The 21,439-nt window shown below is 73.1% G+C and carries 6 protein-coding genes; 3 read left to right on the top strand and 3 right to left on the bottom strand.

The genetic code is table 11. From position 1 onward, the window contains the following. The first annotated feature begins 232 nt into the window (after nucleotides 1-232). Nucleotides 233-14,440: an amino acid adenylation domain-containing protein gene (locus ABZ945_RS13015; RefSeq protein ID WP_361267684.1), complete on the top strand. Its 14,208-nt coding sequence runs from the start codon at nucleotides 233-235 to the stop codon at nucleotides 14,438-14,440. 190 nt (nucleotides 14,441-14,630) lie between these two features. After that, nucleotides 14,631-15,659, top strand: a complete 1,029-nt coding sequence (locus ABZ945_RS13010) for a polyprenyl synthetase family protein (RefSeq protein ID WP_361267682.1) — start codon at nucleotides 14,631-14,633, stop codon at nucleotides 15,657-15,659. A gap of 77 nt (nucleotides 15,660-15,736) precedes the next feature. On the opposite strand, the gene ABZ945_RS13005 is transcribed toward ABZ945_RS13010, so the two are convergent. The 3 genes from ABZ945_RS13005 to ABZ945_RS12995 are packed head-to-tail and all read right to left on the bottom strand — an operon-like array spanning nucleotide 15,737 to nucleotide 19,984. Next, nucleotides 15,737-16,207: a nuclear transport factor 2 family protein gene (locus ABZ945_RS13005; protein WP_361267680.1), complete on the bottom strand. Its 471-nt coding sequence runs from the start codon at nucleotides 16,205-16,207 to the stop codon at nucleotides 15,737-15,739. Between the two features lie 10 nt (nucleotides 16,208-16,217). Further along, nucleotides 16,218-17,156 (bottom strand): NAD(P)-dependent oxidoreductase, encoded by a 939-nt coding sequence (locus tag ABZ945_RS13000; RefSeq protein WP_361267678.1) that lies wholly within the window; start codon nucleotides 17,154-17,156, stop codon nucleotides 16,218-16,220. Continuing rightward, on the bottom strand, nucleotides 17,150-19,984 hold the full coding sequence (locus ABZ945_RS12995; protein ID WP_361267676.1) for a non-ribosomal peptide synthetase: 2,835 nt from the start codon (nucleotides 19,982-19,984) through the stop codon (nucleotides 17,150-17,152). The genes ABZ945_RS13000 and ABZ945_RS12995 overlap by 7 nt, the downstream gene beginning before the upstream one ends. A gap of 666 nt (nucleotides 19,985-20,650) precedes the next feature. On the opposite strand from ABZ945_RS12995, the gene ABZ945_RS12990 reads away from it, so the two are divergent. Beyond that, nucleotides 20,651-21,430 (top strand): LuxR C-terminal-related transcriptional regulator, encoded by a 780-nt coding sequence (locus tag ABZ945_RS12990; protein ID WP_361267674.1) that lies wholly within the window; start codon nucleotides 20,651-20,653, stop codon nucleotides 21,428-21,430. Nucleotides 21,431-21,439 lie beyond the last annotated feature (9 nt).

Here is a 21,439-nt window from a genome sequence, read left to right as displayed (position 1 = left end):
ACCGCCGTCCCCGAGCCGCCGCGCCGCGGTTTCGGGGACGCCGGCGTGCGCCTTCGCCGCGCGGCTCCGCACCGGAGTCCTGCCTCCTCGGCGGGAGGACTCAATTCTTTGCACTGTCGTTGTCGGCCCCGAAACACCTCGGGGAGGCTGCGAACTGGCCAGCATTTCCGTTCGGTTGCTTGATCGATTGTGGAGAGAGTGAATGTCTGACCCACAGGGTGCTCGTTTTCGCTTGACCGCCGGACAGCAGGGAATCTGGTACGCGGTCCAGGGCGACCCCGCCAACCCGCTCTTCGGCCTGGCGGAGCGGGTGGACATCGAAGGACCGGTCGACGCGGCGCTGTTCGAGTCCGCCCTGCGGCACGTGGTGGCCGAAACCGAGTCCCTGCGGCTGCGGTTCGGGCAGGACGCCGACGGGCCCTACCAGCTCGTCCTCCCCGATCCCGCCTGGACGTTCCACGCGCTCGACGTCTCCCGCGAGCCCGACCCGGAGGCCGCCGTCCGCCGGTGGACGGCGGCCGACCTGGAGCGGCCGGTCGACCTCGCCGAGGACGACCTCTTCACGTTCGCCCTCTTCACCCTGGCACCCGGCCGGCACGTCTGGTACCGGCGCCACCACCACATCGCGCTGGACGGGCGGAGCACCCATCTGGTCGCCCGCCGCGTCGCCGAGGTCTACTCCGCGATGGCCGCCGACACGCCGGTGCCCGAGGCCCCGGGCTCCTCGCTCGCCGAGCTGATCGCCTCCGACGCCGCCTACCGCGGGTCCGAGACCTTCGAGCGGGACCGCGCGTTCTGGGCCGAGGAGCTGGCCGGCCGCCCCGAGGCCGCCGGGCTGGCGGACCAGCCCACGCGCTATCCGAGCACCCCGCTGCTGCGCTCGACCGCCGTCCTCGGCGCCGAGGAGGCCGAGGCGATCCGCGACCTCGCCCGGGAGTCCGGCGCCGCCTGGCCGATCGTCATCATCGCCGCCCAGGCCCTCTACCTCCACCGGGTCACCGGCCGCACCGACGTGGTCCTCGCCCTCCCGGTCGCGGCCCGCCCCGGCGGCCACCCGGACCAGGTGCCCGGGATGGTCGCGAACGTCGTGCCGCTCCGGCTGACCGTGCGCCCCGACGCGACCCTCGCCGAACTCCTCGCGCACACCTCGCGGCGGATGCGCGGCGCCCTGCGCCACCAGCGGTACCGCTACGAGGACCTGGTCCGCGACACGGGCGGGCTCGCCGGCGGCGCACGTCTGGTCGGGCCCAGGGTCAACCTCATCATGTCCGACACCGCCCTCGACTTCGGCGGGGCCGGGTCCACGGTGCGCAACCTCGCCATCGGCCACGACGACGACCTGACACTCGTGGTCGACAACCGCGCCGGCGGGCTTCGCCTGGAGTTCAACGCCAACCCCGACCTGTACTCCGCCGACGAGCTCGACCGGCACCGCGCCCGGCTCTGCGCGCTGCTGCGGGCCTTCGGCCGTGCCGATCCCGACCGGCCCGTCGGACTCCTGGACATCGCCACGGAGGACGAGCGCCGGCAGGTCCTCGTGGAGTGGAACGGCGACGCCCCGGCCGCCGAACCGGCAACCCTGCCCGCGCTGTTCGAGCAGCGCGTGCGCGAAACCCCCGACGCCCGCGCCCTCACCCTCGGCACCGAGCACCTGACGTACGCCGAACTCAACGCCCGCGCCAACGCGCTGGCCCGCCACCTCGTCGACGGCGGTGCCGGACCGGGCCGCTTCGTCGGCCTGGTGCTGCCGCGCTCGGCCGATCTGGTGGTAGCGCTGCTCGCGGTGGTCAAGACCGGCGCCGCCTATGTGCCGATCGACCCGGCGTACCCCGCCGACCGCATCGCGTACACCGTCTCCGACGTCGAGCTCGTGCTCGCCGTCACCGACCGGCGGTCCCAGTCCCTGCTCCCCGACGGGACGGCCCGCGTCGTCCTGGACGACACCGGGACCGCCCAGCGCGTCGGCGCACGGCCGCCCACCGACCTCACCGACGCCGACCGGCTCTCCCCGCTGCTGCCCGCCACGCCCGCGTACGTCATCTACACCTCGGGCTCGACCGGCCGCCCCAAGGGCGTCGTCGTCTCCCACCAGAACGTCGTACGGCTGTTCTCGGCCACCGACCACTGGTTCCGCTTCGGCGCGGACGACGTGTGGACCCTCTTCCACTCCACCGCGTTCGACTTCTCCGTCTGGGAGCTGTGGGGACCGCTGCTGCACGGCGGCCGGCTCGTCGTCGTTCCGTACGACGTGTCCCGCTCCCCCGGGAGCTTCCTCCGGCTGCTCGCCGACGAGGGTGTCACGGTGCTCAACCAGACGCCCTCCGCCTTCTACCAGCTGTCCCAGGCCGATCGCGAGGACCGCGGAACCAGTGGCCGGCTCGCGCTGCGGTATGTCGTCTTCGGCGGCGAGGCGCTCGACCTCGGACGCCTCGCGGACTGGTACGAACGGCACCCCGACGACAGTCCGGTACTGGTCAACATGTACGGCATCACCGAGACCACGGTGCATGTCAGCCATCTGCCGCTCGACCGGGACGCCGCCGCGGCCGGCGTGGGCAGCCTCATCGGCCAGGGCATCCCCGACCTGCGCGTCTATCTCCTCGACACCGCGCTGCGCCCGGTGCCGCCCGGTGTCACGGGTGAGCTGTACGTGGCCGGCGGCGGTGTCGCCCAGGGCTACCACAAGCGCCCCGCGCTGAGCGCCGAGCGCTTCGTCGCCGACCCCTTCGCGGGCGACGGCACCCGTATGTACCGCACCGGCGACCTGGCGCGGTGGCACGAGGGGGGCGTCCTGGAATACCTCGCCCGCGCCGACAACCAGGTCAAGATCCGCGGCTTCCGCATCGAGACCGGCGAGATCGTGGCCGCGCTCTCCGCCTGCCCGGGCGTCGCCAACTGCGCCGTGGTCGCGCAGGACCACCGGCAGGGCGAGCGGAGGCTGGTCGCCTACGTCGTACCGAGGGACGCCGCGGACGCACCGGACGCGGCGCAGTTGCGCGAAGCCCTCGCCGCCACCCTGCCCGACCACATGCTGCCCGCCGTGTTCATGCCCCTGGACACCCTGCCCCTCACCCCGTCCGGCAAGCTCGACGAACGCGCCCTCCCCGTGCCCGAGGTGGGCCCGGCCCTCGGCGCGCGCACGGCCCGCACCCCCAACGAGCAGGTCCTGGCCGCGCTGTTCGGCGAGGTGCTCGGCACGCCCGCGGCCGGTGCCGACGACAACTTCTTCGCCCTCGGCGGCCACTCGCTCGCCGCCACCCGGCTGGTGAGCCGGGCCCGGTCGGTGCTCGGCGTCGAACTCGCCGTGCGCGACGTGTTCGAGAGTCCGACCGTGGCCGGGCTCGCCGAGCGCGTCGACTCCGCGCTCACCGCCAGGACCGCACTCGTCCCGGCCGAGCGGCCGGACCCCGTCCCGCTCTCCTTCGCCCAGCAGCGCCTGTGGTTCCTGGACCGCCTCGACGGCCCGAGCCCCACCTACAACATCCCGTTCGTGCTGCGCCTCACCGGCGACCTCGACGTCTCCGCCCTGCGCTGCGCGCTGCGTGACGTCCTCCTCCGCCATGAGAGCCTGCGCACCGTCTTCCCTCAGGAGGGCGGTGTGCCGCGGCAGCGCGTCCTGGGCGCCGACGAACTGCCTGATCCTCTGGGCGTCTTCGACACCACGGCCGAAGGACTGGCCGACGAGCTGTCCGCCGCCGAGCGCCATGTCTTCGCGCTCGGCACGGAACTCCCGCTTCGCGCGAGCCTCTTCCGGCTCGGCGGCAGCGAGCATGTGCTCTCCGTCGTGGTGCACCACATCGCGAGCGACGGCTGGTCGCTGCCGCAGCTGGTCGAGGACCTGTCGACCGCCTACACCGCCCGGCATGGCGGCGCGGCCCCCGCCTGGGCGCCGCTGCCCGTGCAGTACGCGGACTACACCCTGTGGCAGCGTGGACTCCTCGGCGACGAGGCCGACGCCGACAGCCCGCTCGCCCGCCAGCTCGCCCACTGGAAGGCCGCACTCGACGGCCTCCCGGACGAGATCGGGCTCCCCGTCGACCGGGGGCGGCCCGCCGTCGCCAGCCACCGGGGCGCGGTGGTCGACTGCGAGCTGGACCCCGAGCTGCACCGCGCGGTCACCGCGGTGGCCCGCTCCACCGGCGCCAGTGTCTTCATGGTGCTCCAGGCGGCCCTGGCCACGCTGCTCTCCCGGCTCGTGGCAGGCGACGACATCCCGATCGGCAGCCCCATCGCGGGCCGCACCGACGAGGCGCTCGACGGACTGGTCGGCTTCTTCGTGAACACGCTCGTCCTGCGGACCGACACCTCGGGCCGCCCGGCGTTCCGGGAACTCGTGGAGCGTGTGCGGCAGACCGACCTCGCCGCCTACGCGCATCAGGACGTTCCCTTCGAGCGGCTGGTGGAGATCCTCAACCCGGACCGCTCGCTCGCCCGCCACCCGCTCTTCCAGGTCCTGCTCAGCATGCAGGAGGACGTCGACCGCGCCCCTGAACTGCCCGACCTGACGGCGGTGGTCTCGCCAGGCGACCTCACCATCGCCAAGTTCGACCTGCAGTTCGACTTCAGTGAGCGGTACGGAGCAGACGGCGAACCGGCCGGAATCCGCGGCCAGATCCTCTACGCCACCGATCTGTTCGACGCCGCCACCGCGCGTACCATGGCCGACCGCCTGGTGCGGGTCCTGCGGGCGGTCACCGAGCGGCCCGACGCGAGCATCGCCGACATCGAACTGCTGCGGTCGGAGGAGACCGCGCTGCTCGCCGCCCAGGGCACCGGCACCGTCCGGGACGTCCCCCCGCTCGCGGCGACCGTCCACGAACGCTTCGCCGCCCAGGCCGCGGCCACCCCTGACGCGGCCGCACTCGTCACCGACGACGGCGTCACCGTCACGTACCGGGAGCTCGACGAGCGGGCCGACCGGCTCGCCCGCCGGCTGCTCGCCGCCGGCGTCGTCCCGGAGTCACGGGTCGCCGTCCTCCAGGAGCGCTCGGCCGGCCTCGTCGTCTCGCTGCTCGGCGTCCTCAAGGCGGGTGGCGCCTATGTGCCGCTGGACGCCCGCGCCCCGCAGTCCCGCTGGGAACTGGTCCTCGCCCGGACCGAGGCGTCGGTCCTGCTCGTCGACGACGCCCAGCCGGTTCTCGACTTCGACCACACCGCGACGGTGGTCAACGTGGAGGACGTGCCGGAGTCCGACCTGCGGCTGCCCGCCGTCCCCGGCCATCCCGAGCAGCTGGCGTACGTGATGTTCACCTCCGGCTCGACCGGCCGCCCCAAGGGGGTCGCCGTCACCCACCGGGACCTGCTCGCCTTCGCGCTCGACGAGTGCTTCGCGGCCGACGCGCACCGCCGCGTGCTGCTGCACGCCCCCCATGCCTTCGACGCCGCCAACTACGAGCTGTGGGTGCCGCTGCTCACCGGCGGGACCGTCGTCGTGGCTCCACCCCACGACATGGACGTCGCCACCCTGCGCCGCCTTGTCGCCGAGCACGGCGTTACCGGACTCCATCTGACCGCGGGGCTGTTCCGGGTCGTCGCGGAGAACGACCTCGACTGCCTGGAGGGGGTGCGCGAACTCCTCGCGGGCGGTGACGTCGTGCCCGGCTCCGCCGTCCGCGACCTGCTGGCCCGCCACCCCGGCATCGTCTTCCGGGACACCTACGGGCCCACCGAGACCACCTCGTTCGCCACCAACTTCCGCGTGACGTCCCCGGACGACGTCCCCGACGCCGTGCCGATCGGCCGTCCGCTGGACAACATGCGCGCCCATGTCCTCGACGCGGGGCTGCGCCCCGTGCCACCGGGTATCGTCGGCGAGCTCTACCTCGCGGGAGAGGGGCTGGCCCGCGGCTACTGGCACGCGCCCGGTCAGACCGCCGAGCGGTTCGTGGCCGACCCGTTCGGCCCTCCGGGCAGCCGCATGTACCGGGTCGGAGACCTGGTCCGGTGGAACGCCGAGGGTGCCCTCGTCTTCGGGGGCCGCGCTGACGACCAGGTCAAGATCCGCGGCTTCCGCATCGAGCTCGGCGAGGTCGAGGCGGCCGTGGGCCGGCAGCCCGGCGTGGGCTCCACCGCGGTCGTCCTGCGCGAGGACCGGCCCGGGGAGAAGCGGATCGTCGCCTATGTGGTGCCCGCGGCGGGCCACCGGCCCGACCTCGCCGGGCTGCGCGGACAACTCGCCGCCGAACTGCCCGACTACATGGTGCCGGCGGCCGTCATGGCCCTCGACGCGCTGCCGCTGACCCCCAACGGCAAGCTCGACCGCAAGGCGCTGCCCGTTCCGGACGTCACGGGCGCTGAAGGCGGACGGCAGCCCCGCACCCCGCAGGAGCAGGTGCTGTGCGGTCTGTTCGCCGAGATCCTCGAACCGTCGTCGGCGACCGTGAGCATCGACGACAACTTCTTCGAGTTGGGCGGGCACTCCCTGCTGGCCACCCGGCTCGTGCTGCGGATCCAGGCCGTCCTCGGCGTCGACGTCGCCGTGCGCGACCTGTTCGACGCTCCGACCGTGGCCCAGTTGGCGGCCCTCGTCGACCAGGCCGCCGGCAGCCGCGCCCCGCTGGAGGCCGTGGACCTCCCCGAACTGCTCCCGCTGGCGCTGCCGCAGCGCGGCCTGTGGTTCCTCAACCAGATGGAGGGCCCCAGCCCCACGTACAACCTCGGTGTGTCCCTGCGGTTCACCGGGCAGCTCGACCGGGACGCGCTGTACGAGGCGTTCTACGACGTCATCGCCCGCCACGAGAGCCTGCGTACGGTCTTCCCCGACCAGGGCGGCGTGCCCCACCAGCGCATCGTGCCCGCGGCCGAGGCCCGGCCCGCGATCCCGGTGACCGAGGTCGCCGAGGGCGATCTGGACGACGCGCTCAGCGAGACGGCCCGGCGCGGTTTCGACCTCGCCGGCGACTTGCCGATCCGGGCCGACCTGCTGGTGCTGAGCCCGGTCGACCAGGTCTTCCTCATCGTCATCCACCACATCGTCTCCGACGGCTGGTCCCTGACCCCGATGGTCGCCGACCTCGCCGCCGCCTACAGCGCGCGGCGCACCGGCGGCGCACCCGGCTGGGAACCGCTGTCCGTCCAGTACGGCGACTACACCCTGTGGCAGTCGGAGCACCTCGGCAGCGAGAACGACCCCGACAGCCGCCTCAACGAGCAGATCGGCTACTGGGAGGAGGCTCTCGACGGTCTCCCCGAGCAGATCGCCCTGCCCACCGACCGTCCGCGCCCCGCCGTCCTCGGCTCCGACGGCGACCTGGTTCCGCTGGCGCTCGGCGTCGAGCAGCAGCGGGCGCTGAACGACATCGCCCGCGCCAGCGGCGCCAGTCTGTTCATGGTCGTCCAGGCGGCTCTCGCCGCCCTGCTGTCCCGGCTCTGCGGCGACACCGACATCCCGCTCGGCACGGCTGTCGCGGGCCGCAACGACGAGGCCCTCACCGAGAGCGTCGGCTTCTTCGTCAACACGCTGGTGCTGCGCAACGACGTGTCCGGTGATCCCACGTTCCGGCAGCTGGTGGAGCGGGTCCGGGAGGCGGACCTGGCGGCCTATGCCCACCAGGAGGTGCCGTTCGACCTCCTGGTGGAGCGGCTCAGCCCGGATCGGTCGCTCTCCCGGCACCCCTTGTTCCAGACCATGCTGACCTTCGAGAACATCCCGCGGCTCACCCTGCGCTTCCCCGGTCTGGACACCCGTCTGCACCCGGCCGACGTCAGATCGGCCAAGTTCGACCTCGACTTCTCGATCGGCGAGGCCGTCGACGGATCGGGTGCGGCGGCCGGCATGACGGGCAGCCTGGTGTACAACACCCAGCTCTACGACCGGGCCACCGCCGAGTCGATGGTCGAGCGGTTCACCCGGCTCCTCGACCAGGTCGCCGCCAACCCCGCCGTACGCCTGTCGGAGCTCGACCTGCTCGCACCCGGCGAGCGTGAGACGCTGCTGGAGGCCTGGCAGGGCGCCGAGCCGGTGCCGGGGCGCCCGTCGACCACCTTCGACCTGCTCGCCGCCGCCGCGGCGGCCACGCCGGACGCCGTCGCCGTCAGCACCGCGACGGAGCGGCTCACCTACGCCGAACTGCTGGCCCGGGTGAACCGCCTGGCGCGCTGGCTCGCCGGCCGCGGCGTCGGACCCGACACCTGCGTGGCGCTGCTGCTGCCGCGCACCTTCGACATGGTCGCCGCCCCTCTGGCGGTGGCCGCCGTCGGCGGCGCCTACGTACCCGTCGACATCACGCTCACCGAGGCCCGGGTGCGCTTCGTCATCGAGGACACCGCGCCGGTCGTGGTGCTCACCACCCGGGAGCCGGCGGGCGCCTTCGCCTCCGCGCTGGCCGGCACGCACACCCTGCTGCTGGACGACGAGGACGTCCGGGCCACTCTCGACGCGCTCCCCTCGCACCGGGTCTCCGACGCCGAACTGAACGGCGCGGTACGCCCGGAGAACCTCGCCTATGTGATCCACACCTCGGGTTCCACCGGCGTTCCCAAGGGCGTCGCCGTCGAGCACCGCTCGCTGATGAACCTGTTCACCGCCCACCGGCGCGACCTGGTCGAGCCGTCGGCCCGGGCCGCTGGGCACCGGATCAGGGCCGGACTCACCGCGTCCCCGTCGTTCGACACGGCGTTCGACTCGGTGATGTGGATGCTGGCCGGACACGAGCTGCACCTCGTCGACGACGACGTGCGGCGCGACGCCCAGGCCCTCGTCTCCTATGTCGCCGAACACGGCATCGGCTTCCTCGACATCACGCCGTCCTACTGCACCCAGCTCGTCGACGCGGGCCTGCTGGACGACGAGGCCACCGCTCCCGCCGTCATCATGGTCGGCGGCGAGGCCATCGGACCGGAGCTGTGGAACAGGCTGCGCGCGGCGGCCCCCCGCACGGTCGCCCACAACTACTACGGCCCCACCGAGGCCACCGTCGACGCCCTCGGCGCACCTCTGAGCGCCGCCGGGCACCCCGTGGTCGGGCGTCCGCTGCGCGGCGTCCGCGGCTATGTTCTCGACGACGCGCTGCGCCTCGTGCCGCCGGGGGCGCCCGGTGAGCTGTACCTCGCGGGAGAGGGCCTGGCCCGCGGCTACCGGCAGCGCCCCGGCCTGACCGCCGAACGGTTCGTCGCCGACCCGTTCGGCGCGCCCGGCACCCGCATGTACCGCAGCGGCGACCTGGTCCGCCGGCAGGCCGACGGCCAGCTGCTCTACCTGGGCCGCGTCGACGACCAGGTGCAACTGCGCGGCTTCCGGGTCGAGCCCGGCGAGGTCGCGGCGGCTCTGGAGGCCCTGCCCGGCGTCGCCGCGGCGGCGGCCGCGGTCCACCAGGACGCCGCGGGTACGCAGCGGCTCGTCGGCTATGTGGTCGCCGAGACCGCGGCCTGTCCGGACGCCTCGGAGTTGCGGGACGCGCTCGCCCGCACCCTGCCCTCCTACCTGGTCCCGTCCGCGATCCTGGCCCTCGACGCCCTGCCGCTGACGCACAACGGCAAGCTGGACCGCGGGGCGCTGCCGGCACCCGGGCACTCCTCGCCCCGGGATGCGCGCAAGCCCCGCACTCCACGGGAGGAGCTGCTCGCCGCCCTCTTCGCGGAGGTGCTCGACAGACCCGAGGTGGGCATCGACGACAACTTCTTCGACCTGGGCGGCCACTCGCTCCTGGCGGCGCGGCTCGTCAACCGCGTCCGCACCGTCCTGCGGGCGGAACTCACCGTCCGGACCCTCTTCGAGGCGCCCACCGTGGCCGCCCTCGCGGGCAGAACCGACACGGTCGAGGGCGCCCGGCAGCCGCTGCGCGCGCAGGAGCGCCCCGAGACCCTCCCGCTCTCGCACGCCCAGCGCAGGCTGTGGTTCCTCAACCGGCTGGAGGGGGCCGGCGCCACTTACAACGTGCCGACCGTGCTCCGCCTCACCGGCGGCCTCGACCACTCGGCGCTGGAGAAGGCGCTCGCCGACCTCGTCGTCCGGCACGAGAGCCTGCGCACGGTCTTCCCGGAGACCGACGGAACCCCACGCCAGCACATCCACGGTCCGGAGACCGCCGTGCCGCTGGCCGTGGTGGACACCGACGAGGACGCGCTGCCCGGCCTGCTCTCGGCCGCCGCCACCCGCGGCTTCGACCTCACCGTGCAGCTCCCGCTGCGGGCCACCCTGTTCCGGCTCGGAGCCACCGAGCACGTACTGGTCCTGGTGGTGCACCACATAGCCACCGACGGCTGGTCCGAAGCGCCGCTGCTGAAGGACCTCGCCGCCGCCTACACCGCGCGCTGCGCCGACCGGGCACCGGACTGGACGCCGCTGCCCTTCCAGTACGCCGACTACGCCCTGTGGCAGCGGGACCACCTCGGCGACCGGGAGGATCCGGACAGCCTGATCTCGGGTCAGCTGCGCTACTGGCGCGGCGCGCTCGCCGGGCTCCCCGACGAGCTGACCCTGCCCACGGACCGGCCCCGCCCCGCCGTCAGCAGCTACCGGGGCCGGACCCTGGAGTGCCCGATCGGCCCTGAGCTGAGCCGGGGTCTCGCCGAGCTGGCGCGCTCCCACGACGTCAGCCTCTTCATGGTCCTGCAGTCGGCACTCGCGGTGCTGCTGACCAAGCTGGGCGCGGGCGAGGACATCCCGCTCGGCACGCCCGTCGCAGGGCGTGGCGACGAGGTCCTGGAGGATCTCGTCGGCCTGTTCCTCAACACGCTGGTGCTGCGCACCGACACCTCCGGCGACCCCACGTTCGCCGAGCTGCTCGCCCGGGTCCGGCACACCACTCTGGACGCGTACGCCCACCAGGACGTGCCCTTCGAACGGCTCGTCGAAGCGGTCCAGCCGGAGCGCTCCCGGGCCAGGCACCCGCTCTTCCAGGTCATGCTGACGGTCCAGAACACCCCGGCTCCGGGTGACTCCTTCGGCCCTCTGGCCGCCCGGCCCGAACTCGTCGACCTGGGTGCCGCCAAGTTCGACCTCCACTTCGCCTTCGGCGAGCGGCCGGGAGGACAGCGGGAGCCCGGCGCCCTGTCCGGCGTCGTCGAGTACAGCACCGACCTCTTCGACGAGGCCACCGCGGCCGTCCTCGCCCGGCGGTTCGTGCGGGTGCTCGAAGCCGTCGTGGCCGATCCGCGGTCGCGCCTCGGCGCCGTCGACGTCCTGTTCGCGGCGGAGCGCGAGCTGGTGCTGAACGACTGGAACGCCACCACTCAGCCGATCTCCGCGCAGCGGGTCCACGAGCTGATCGCGCTGCGAGCGGCCCGCACCCCGCACGCCACCGCGGTGGTCTCGGCCGGCACCGAGCTCACCTACGGGCGGCTCGACGAGCGCGCCAACCGGCTGGCCGCGCTGCTCACCGCCCGCGGCGCGGGCCCCGAGCAGCTGGTCGCGGTGGTCCTGGGGCGCTCCGCCGACCTGCTGGTGGCGCTCCTCGCCGTGCTGAAGACCGGCGCGGCCTACCTGCCGCTGGACCCGGAGCACCCGCTCGACCGGATCGGCTACACCCTGGAGGACGCTCGTCCCGCCCTGGCCGTGGTCACCTCGGAGACCGAGGCGCTGCTGGCGGGCACCGGCGTGCCCCTGCTGGTCCTGGACACCGACTCGACACGGGCGGCGCTCGCGGCGGCGCCCACCTCCGCGCCCGTCGCGGCGTGCGCGCCGGACAACCCCGCGTACGTGATCTACACCTCGGGCTCCACGGGCCGGCCCAAGGGCGTGGTGGTCCCGCACGGCGCGCTGACCAACTTCCTGGACGACATGGGCCACCGGTTCGGGCTCGCCTCCGCCGACCGCCTGCTGGCCGTCACCACCGTGTCCTTCGACATCGCGGCGCTGGAGCTCTACCTCCCCCTGCTGTCCGGAGCGGCCGTGGTGCTGGCGGACCACGACACCGTGCGCGACCCCGCCGCCCTGCTGCGGCTGGCCCGGCGGTCCGGGGCCGGCATCGTCCAGGCGACCCCCTCGCTCTGGCAGGGCCTTCTCACCGCGGACCCGGACGCACTGCGCGGTCTGCGGGTACTGGCCGGCGGCGAGGCGCTCCCGGAGAGCCTCGCGGGCCGACTGCGCGAGCTGGCCGGGCAGCTGACGAACCTGTACGGGCCCACCGAGACCACCATCTGGTCCACCGCCGCCGATCTGACGCGTACCCAGGGCACCCCCTCCATCGGCGGCCCCCTCCGCAACACCCGGGTGTACGTCCTGGACGAGCGGCTGGCTCCGGTGCCGCCGGGGGTGTCCGGGGAGCTCTACATCGCCGGTGCGGGCGTGGCCCGCGGCTACCACGACCGGCCCGGTCTCACCGCGGAGCGGTTCGTGGCCTGCCCGTTCGGCGTTCCCGGCGCACGCATGTACCGCACCGGTGACGTGGTCCGCCAGACCTCCGACGGGCGGATCCACTTCTCGGGCCGTTCCGACCACCAGGTCAAGGTGCGCGGCTTCCGCATCGAGCCGGGCGAGATCGAGAGCGCCCTGGCCCGGCACCCCGCGGTCGGCCGCGCCGTGGTGGTCGCCCGCACCACCGAGGGCGTCGGCACCCGCCTGGTGGCCTATGTGGTCCCGCCGGCGGGCGCCGCGGCCCCGGACGGCCCGGAACTCGCGGCCCATCTGGCCGGTTCGCTGCCCGAGTACATGGTCCCCTCCGCGTTCGTCGCCCTGGACGAGCTGCCGCTCACCCCGAACGGAAAGCTCGACCGCAAGGCGCTGCCGGCTCCGGAGTTCCGGGCCGCCGTCGACTCGCGGGCGCCCCGCACCCCGCTGGAGAAGGATCTCTGCGCGGCCTTCGCCGAGGTGCTGCGCCTGCCGTCGGTCGGCATCGACGACAGCTTCTTCGAGCTGGGCGGCGACAGCATCGTCTCCACCCAACTGGTCGCCCGGGCCCGCGCCGCCGGGCTGGTGTTCGCCGTCAGCGACGTCTTCGAGCACCGGACGGTCGCCGGGATCGCGCAGGTCGCCAAGGCCCTCGACGACAGCGCCGAGCGGCGGCCCGACATCGCCGACGGCGAGTTCGCGCCCATCCCGGTCATGCACTGGCTGCGTGAGCGCGGCGGCCGCGTCGACCGCTTCAGCCAGCACCTCCTGGTGCGGACCCCGGCCGGGCTGCGCCTGCCGGCCCTGCACGCCGTGCTGCAGACCGTCCACGACCGGCACGCCGCCCTGCGCACCCGCCTCGTCGAGGACGACTCCGGCGACTGGCGGCTGAGCGCGGCGCCCGCGGGAACCATCGCGTCGGCGGGCCGGGTCCTGCGGGTCGAGGTGTCCGGGACCGCGGACTCCTCCCTCGGCACGCTGATCGAGCGGCACCTCGCCGAGGCCCGCGGCCTGCTCGCCCCGCGGAACGGCGAGGTGGTCCGCGCGGTGTGGTTCGACGCCGGGCCCGACCGGCCCGGGCGGCTGCTGCTCGTCCTCCACCACCTGGTGGTCGACGCCGTGTCGTGGCGGGTCCTGCTGCGGGACCTCGCCGAGGTGTGGGCGGCGGCCGAGGAGGGGCGCGAACCGGAACCCGCCTTCGGCGGAACCTCCATGCGCCGCTGGAGCGAGCTGCTGGCCGCCGAGGCGCGCAGGCCGGAACGACAGGCCGAGCTCGGCTTCTGGACGGAGCTGCTGAGCGCCCCGGACCTGGCGCTCGTCGGCCGGTCCCGCGCCCCGGAGGACGACTCCGCCGGGTCCGCCGCGACGGTCACCGCGGCACTGCCCGCCGACCGCACCGAGGCGCTGCTCGGCCGGGTGCCCGAGGCCTTCCACTGCGGCGTCCAGGACGTGCTCCTCAGCGCGCTCGCCATCGCCCTGGTCGACCGCTCCCGCAGGACCGGGGGCACGGGCACCTCGGTGCTGGTCACCGTCGAGGGGCACGGGCGCGACGAGACCGTCGGCGGAGCGGACCTCAGCGGCACCGTCGGCTGGTTCACCAGCCTCCACCCGGTGCGGCTGGACCCCGGCCCGACGAACTGGGCGGAGCTGTGGGCGGGTGGTCCGGACCTCGGCCGGGTGATGAAGCGGGTGAAGGAACAGCTGCGCGCGGTGCCCGGCACCGGCATCGGATACGGGCTGCTGCGCCACCTGGACGAGGAGGCGGGCGCGGCGCTGGCCCGGCTGGCGACACCGCGGGTCGGCTTCAACTACCTGGGCCGCGTCGCCGCGCCGGGGACGGCACAGGAGGGCACCGACTGGGACATCGCCCCGGAGGCGGCGGGACTGGACGCCGGTGCGCCGGACGGCCCGGGCACCGCCCACGCCCTGGAGCTCGACGCCGTCACCCTGGACCGGCCTGGCGGCCCTGAGCTCCTCGCGACCTGGTCGTATCCGGCCGGGGGGCCGCTGTCCGAGGCGGACACCAGGAAGATCAGCGATGCCTGGCTGCGCGTCCTGGACGCGCTGATCAGCCATGTGGACCGGCCGGAGGCGGGCGGCCACACCCCGTCCGACCTGGCCCTGGCCGAACTGGAGCAGGCCGAGATCGAGATGCTCGAAGGAGAGTGGTAGCAGGGGCGCCCACCTGCCTGCAGGTTGATGCCAGTCATCGTCCGGGCTCCCGGGTCGGCCTCCCGGTCTCCCGGGACGGGTGTCCGGTTGTGGACAGCCTCCCCACCCATCCTGCCCGGGGGCGGCGGAACGTTTCTACGCTCCGGTGGGGAAGAGGAACGGCCATGGGCCGCGAGGCGGGGAGGAAGGTATGTCAGCGCCGGCCGCGACCGAGCGGAGACGGTCGATCGTCACCCGCCTGACCCTGCGGGACAAGGCTTTGGAGCGCCGTGTGCTCCGGAGACTCGACCAGGTGGAGATCCGGCTCCTGGAGTGCACGCGCGAGGTGGACGATCCGCGCCTGGCCACGGTCGTCGGCCATCTGATCGCGGCCGGCGGCAAACGTGTGCGTCCGCTGCTCACCCTGCTGGGGGCCGAGTTCGGGGACGCCTGGGCCGAGGGGGTCGTCGAGGCCGCCGTGTTCTCCGAACTCGTCCACACGGCCTCCCTCCACCATGACGACGTCATGGACGAGGCCCTGGTCCGGCACGGGGTGACCAGTGTCAACGCGTGCTGGGGCAACAGGGTCGCGGTCAGGTCCGGCAACTGGCTGCTGGCCAAGGCGGCCCGGCTGTCGGCAGGGCTCACCGGCGAGTCGGCGCCGCTCCGCGCCGAGGCGTCGCAACGCCTCGTCCAGGGCCAGCTGCGCGAACTCGTCGGTCCGGCCCTGCCCGAGGACCGTCTGCCTCACTACTTCGACGTGATCTCCGACAAGTCGGCGTCGCTGATCTCGCTCTCACTGCGCCTCGGCGCGGTCCAGGCGGGCGCGCCCGCCCAGGTGAGCGACGCGCTCGCGGAGTACGGCGAACAGCTGGGGATGGCGTTCCAGATCTCCGACGACGTGCTCGACGTCGCGTCGCCCTCGGCCGACCTCGGCAAGGAGCAGGGCAAGGACCTCGCGGTGGGAGTGGCCGGCCTTCCGGCTCTGCTGGTACTGGAGGGGGTGGGGGCGGAGGACGACGAACTGCGGGCCCTGCTGTCCGAGCCCGCCGGTCTACGGGGAGGCCGGCACGCCAGGGCGCTCGCGCTGCTCCAGCGCTCCGAGGCCATGGGCCGCGCCCGTGCCCTGATGGACGAGCGGCTCGCCAGGGCGCGCGCGGTGCTGACCTCGCTGCCCCCCGGTCCGGCGCGGCAGGCCCTGGACGCCCTCTGCGACTTCGTGGGCACCCGGACGGCATAGCGCCCAGGACGGGTGAGGGCCCCGCGCCGGTCCGGCGCGGGGCCCTCATCGTTCCCGGAGCGCTCCGCGCCCGCCGGTCAGCTTCCGATGAGGCGGTGGAAGAGGACGGTGTCGAAGATGTCCTCCATGACCGCGGCCTTCCCCTCGCTCAGCGTCCAGGAGTGGACGAACCTCAGCCGCTCGCGGTGACCGCGCCTCGACGTCACCTCGCGTACGCCGAAGACCACGACACGGTCGCCGGCCTCCACGTACTCCTCCGGCTCCAGGCGCATTCCGTTCAGCACCGAGGGCACACGGGCCAGGAAGTCCCGGACGCCGGCATGGCCGTGCCGGGTCCCGCCCAGGCCGAACTCGGACATGCCGTCGGGGTGGACCCACCGCACGTCCGGCGCCAGGAGGTCCAGGAGGGCTTGCAGGTCGCGACGGTGGAAGGCCCGGTAGGCGGCCTGGACCAGCTCGATGTGGGGCGAGGCGGCCGGAGCCGCGGACGGCGCGGACTCCCGCGCCTCGGCGGGCCGCTGTTTCGCGCGCTTGTCGGACGCGGGCATGGAGGTCTCCTCAGTCGCGGGCGAGCAGGCGGACGTGCTGGGGGAAGTGGGCCTCCAGGGTGCGGCGGATGCCGTCCCGCCAGGAGACCGCACAGGGGCCGGTCAGTTCACGGCGCCGCGACGGGTCGAACCGGTACGTCTCCCGGGTGACCTCGCTCGGCACCAGGGTGGCTCGCACACCGGTCAGTTCGGACAGGTACCGGACGCAGTCGGTGATGCCGACCGCCTCGTCGCCGCCCCAGTTGACGAGCGTCGCGGGGGTGGACGCGGCCTGCCACAGGTGCGGGACCTGAGCCACCAGGTCGTCGGTGTGCAGCGGAGAGCACCAGTTCTGCCCACTCATCGGCACCGGGATCGGCTCGCCGGCGAGCATCCGCTTGAAGTACAGCATCGGCACGCCTCCGTAACCTCCCGGTCCGTAGGCGATGTTGAGCCGTGCGATCGTCGTGGGGAGGCCGAGGACCTGGCTGAAGGCCCGTACCGCCCCCTCGGTCGCGATCTTTCCGACCGGGTAGGCGGGCAGCCAGTCGGCGACCCCGTCCACGGGGTCGTCCTCGGTGTACGCGTGGTCGAGGGTCCGGCGGGCGTACAGGGCACCGGTGGACACATACAGAAACGCCTCGGCACCGCGGCAGTGCGCCATCAGGCGGCCGGCCGCCACCGCGTTGACCTCGGCACTCGCGTTGAAGTCGCCGTCCTCGCCTCGGCGCACCGCGGAGTGGATGACATGGGTGAAGTCCTCGGACAGGCCTCGGAGGCCGTCCGGCGAGCGGTCCTCCATGTCCCAGTACCGGGTGATGACGGATCTGTCGTTGAGCTCCCGTTCGACGCCCGGTGTGCCGAACCTGCCCAGGCACCAGACCTCGTTGTGCTCGGCGAGTGCCTCCGCCACCGGCCGGGCGACCTGCCCGGAACCTCCGGTGACCAGGATCTTCTTGCCCTTCAGCATGGTCGCTCCGTCTCTGTGGAGGGGCCGGCGCCCCGGTCGGTGCCGAGGTCCGGGGGTAGGGCGCGGGCCATGGCGACGCGGTCGGCGTCGGCGAGGGCCCGGTCGAGTTCCCGGCGCAGGATCGCCTGGAAGGACCCGACGTGCCGCGGGCTCATCAGCGTGTAGTGCTCGCCGGGGACCTCGATATAGCGGTTGGGCCCGGTCGTGAACTCGTCCCAGCGGCGCAGTTCGTTGTCGAGCCAGTCCTCCTTGGTACCGCGCAGGGGGATGGCGCAGAAGACGCTCATGGACGGCACCGTTCCGCTGGGCTGATAGGAGCGGCCCAGGTCCGTGAGGTGGTCGGCAAGTTCGGCCCAGGCCTCGAACCGGTCCCCGTCCAGGTCCAGTTCGGCAAGGCGATCACGCGGTGCGAGGTCCAGGAGCCGTTCCACCTGCTCCCGTCGGGGCAGGCCGCGGAGCGGGGCGGGCAGCTCGGCGGCCTGCCGCCCGTCTATCAGGGCCAGGAAGAAGGCCAGGTTGACGGCGGTCTCGGCGAAGTCGAGCTCGTCCATGCGGTACTTGATGTGCGGCGGCAGGTTGAAGCTGCCGATGAAGTCGACGCGCTCGCCCTGGGCGCGCAGCGCCTTGGCCATCTCGAAGGCCACCGCCCCGCCGTAGGAGTAGCCGGCGAGCGCGTACGGGCCGTGCGGTTGCCGCGCGCGTACGGCGTCCACATAGCAGTCGACCATCTGCTCGAAGGTGGCGAAGGGTTTCTCACCCGCGTTGAAGCCGCGGGCGCGCAGGGCGTGGAACGGCCGGTCCCCCGCGAAGTACTTGGCCAGGTTGACGAAGACCAGGACCTCGCCGACCCCGGGGTGGACGCAGAACAGGGGCGTCTTGGATCCGTCCGTCTGCATCGGCACGACCGGGTCGTACGCCTCCGCGGCGGGTGCCGCCCGGTCGGTGAGCCGCGCTGCCAGCGCGCGGACCGTGGGGGCCCTGAGCAGGGTGATGATCTCCAGGTCGGTGATGCCGAGGCGCTGGGACACCAGGCTGCGCAGCCGCAGGATGTCGAGCGAGGTGCCGCCCATGGCGAAGAAGTCGGCGCCCGCGCCGACCGAGCCCGGGACGGCGTCGAGGATCTCCGCGTACATCTCGCACAGGGCCTGCTCGGTGGCGCCCTCGGGTGCGACGTGGTCGCCTCGCATCCGCGCGGTGAGGTCGGCGACCGCACGCCGGGTGGCGTCGTACGCGCCCGACTCCATGCGTTCGCGCATCAGGGTGCGCTGGATCTTGCCGAGGCTGGTCTTGGGGAAGGCCTCCTTGGGCAGCGGCAGGATGTGCGCCGGTCTGAACCCCCAGCGCAGCACGACACTGTCGCGTACCGCCGCGAGCACGCGGTGCAGCGCCGCGTCGTCGCCCTCGGGGGTGTCCGGGTGGAAGGCGATCACCAGTTGCTCGGTGTCGGTGCCCGCCGCGCGGGTCGGGAAGGCGGCCACATAGGAGCCGGTCACACCGGTCAGCCGCTCGACGGAGGTTTCCATCTCGTGGCTGAAGTGGTTGACGCCGTTGACGATGACGCTGTCCTTGCTGCGGCCGACCAGGGAGAGCCGCCCGGCGTCGATCCGGCCCAGGTCGCCACTGCGGAACCAGCCGTCGGCGGTGAACGCGGCCGCGGTGGCGGCGGGGTTGTTGTAGTACCCCTGGGTGACCATGGGGCCGGCGAGCTGCAGCTCCCCCACCTCCCCCTCGGGCAGCGCGCGGTCACCGGCGTCGGCGACCCGCATGCGCAGCCCGGTCACCGGGGTGCCGAGGGAGGCGAACTCGCTGTCGCGGTCCACCTCGGGGAAGGCCTTGCGGGAGTAGACGCTGCCGGCGCAGGTCTCGGTCATCCCGAAGGCCGGCCACAGCACGTCGGCGGCCAGCCCGTACGGTGCGAAGTGGGCGAGGAAGGCCTCGCCGGTGGCCCGGACCACGGCCTCTCCCCCACTGATGATGTGCCGCAGACGGCTCAGGTCGAGCGGTTCGCCACCGGCGCCGGACCGCTCCGCCGCCGCGTTCAGCCGGCCGAGGAGGAAGTTGGGTGTGAAGGTCATGGTCACGCCGTGCCGGGAGCTGAGCCGGAGGAACCGCATCGGGTCTTCGAGGATCACCTCGGGCTCCACGTGCAGCTGGCGGCTGCCCGTGGACAGCGGAAGCAGATGGCATTCGAGGAGGGCGGCCACATGGTCGAAGGAGACCCAGTTCAGTGTGGTGTCCGCGGCCGTGAGGCGGTGGTGTCCGTTCTTCCCCGCCATGGCGGCCAGCAGATGGGCGTGGCTGAGTACGACCGCCTTGGAGTCCCCGGTCGAACCCGAGGTCAGCACGAGCAGCGCGGTGTGCTCGGGCGCCGCGGCATGGGGCTCGGCGGGCTCGTCGGCGTACATCCGCTCCAGCTGGCCGACCGCGAGCCCGGGCACCGGCGGCAGTTCGGCGGCCAGGGACTCGCTGGTGAGGATCAGGGGCCGGTCGAGCAGGTCGTTGACGTGGGCCAGTCGGGCGGCCCACCGCTCCCGGTCACCCCGCAACGGTGCCATGGGGCAGGGGACGAAACCGCCGAGCACCGCGGCCCAGAACGCGGTGAGGAACTGCCGGGGCCGCTCCAGGACCAGGACGACCTTGTCCTGGGGGCGCAGGCCTCGGGCCCGCAGCGCGCCGAGCACCCGGAGGGCGTCGTCGAGGAGTTCCGGATGGTTCTGGTCCTGGGCGTCGGCGCCCGCGGATCCGAGGCAGTAGCGGATACCGGAGGCGGGGTGGTGCCGCGCGGCACGCAGGAGAAGGTCGGCGATGTTCTGGGATGTGCTTTCCATGTGTGCCTCCAGTACCGGGTGACGCATCAGTCAGGCGGCCCCCGCGCGTCGAGGAAGGAGGAACGGGACGCGCTAACGGCGAAAGACGCATGCGGGGAAGTAATCTCGCGGAATTCCTCGGATGATCAAGAAGGAAAGCTGGGGAATCGACACTGCCGGCCTGCGCTGCCCACATATGGACATTTCTGATCATTGACCCGAATTCCCGCGACCTGACGGCCGACCGGACGCGGTGCGGGAATGGTCGCCGACGTGTGCACGCCGCATGGCCACGGCGGGACCTTAGGCAGAGCCTGACCGCATGGCGAAACGGTTGGCCGCAAGCGGACAGCGGCATGACGTTCCGTACATATTACGCCGCAGTAGCATGATGCAAGCGGAAGGCGAACCGCCGCTTCCGCGGGTTTCCGTGCAGTTTGCTGACACGGGACTTCGAGGAATTCCGGCCTGTATACGGAGGCCGGTGTTCAGCATCCGACCCATCGAGTCAGGCGTGACCAACCAGTAGAGTGATCTCGCCATTGGAACTGGCCAGGCCGTCCGGCCGGCGCAGTCAATCCAGTGTTCAACAGTTCCGGTGGTCGGATTGTGTCGTCGCGCGCTGGGACGTCCGCGGTCGCCGTCACCGTACGGACGGGGAGTTCCAGCCAACCAAGGGGGAGCTTGATGTTGGATGCCGCAGTCAAACAAGGGGCCCGGGGCCGGGCGGGAGGGTCGACGGCGGTCGACACCTCCGCCGGACTGGAGCGGGCGCTTTTACTGGCCAGTGCCTTGATCGACTCCACGGTGCTGCTGCACCGGCAGCGCTCGGGGTCACCGACGCCCGTGGCCCGCACCGGCGTGGTACCCCTGGGCGACGCACTGGAATCGCTCATCGGCCGGACGCAGCACACGGTCTGCGTCGCGCTGACGGGGACCAGCGGATTCGCCGACGCCGTGACCCGGTCGCTGGCCAGGATTCCCGAGCGGGCGGCCGTGCGCATCCTGTGCACCAGCGCGACGACGAGCTCCTCGCTGCCGTGGCTGGCCCAGCTGGCCGACAGCCGGTTCGAGGTACGGGTGTCGGAGAGCGAACTGCGCGAGACGCTGGTGGTCGACGGCATGACGGCGCTGGTGCCCGCCAGGGAGACCCCGGGCGGCCAGGACGCCATCGTCAACGACGCCGCCACGGTCCGGGCCCTGGAGCTGCTCTTCGCCGGCGCCTGGTCCCGCGGCCGCAGGCTCGACGAGCATCTCCAGCTGAGCCCCCGGCTCCGCACCGAACTCGCCGTGCGCATCCTGGAGCGGCTGCGTACGGGCAACACCGACGAGGCGGCGGCGCGCGAACTCAATGTGTCCCTGCGGACGTACCGGCGCTATGTCGCCGAGATCATGCGCGAACTCAACGCCAGCTCCCGCTTCCAGGCCGGAGTGCGGGCCATGGAGTTCGGGCTGCTCTCGGCGTAGCACCGCGAC

The sequence above is a fragment of the Streptomyces sp. NPDC046887 genome (genome assembly GCF_040644755.1).
Classification (GTDB): domain Bacteria; phylum Actinomycetota; class Actinomycetes; order Streptomycetales; family Streptomycetaceae; genus Streptomyces; species Streptomyces lichenis.
Note: the sequence above shows the minus strand (reverse complement) of the source record. Positions and strands in the feature narration are given on the sequence as shown.

What these genes read in the sequence shown, in the direction of transcription:
- ABZ945_RS13010 (WP_361267682.1), top strand. Translation starts at nt 14,631, where the DNA reads ATGTCAGCGCCGGCCGCGACCGAGCGGAGACGGTCGATCGTCACCCGC.
- ABZ945_RS13005 (WP_361267680.1), bottom strand. Translation starts at nt 16,207, where the DNA reads ATGCCCGCGTCCGACAAGCGCGCGAAACAGCGGCCCGCCGAGGCGCGG.
- ABZ945_RS13000 (WP_361267678.1), bottom strand. Translation starts at nt 17,156, where the DNA reads ATGCTGAAGGGCAAGAAGATCCTGGTCACCGGAGGTTCCGGGCAGGTC.
- ABZ945_RS12995 (WP_361267676.1), bottom strand. Translation starts at nt 19,984, where the DNA reads ATGGAAAGCACATCCCAGAACATCGCCGACCTTCTCCTGCGTGCCGCG.
- ABZ945_RS12990 (WP_361267674.1), top strand. Translation starts at nt 20,651, where the DNA reads ATGTTGGATGCCGCAGTCAAACAAGGGGCCCGGGGCCGGGCGGGAGGG.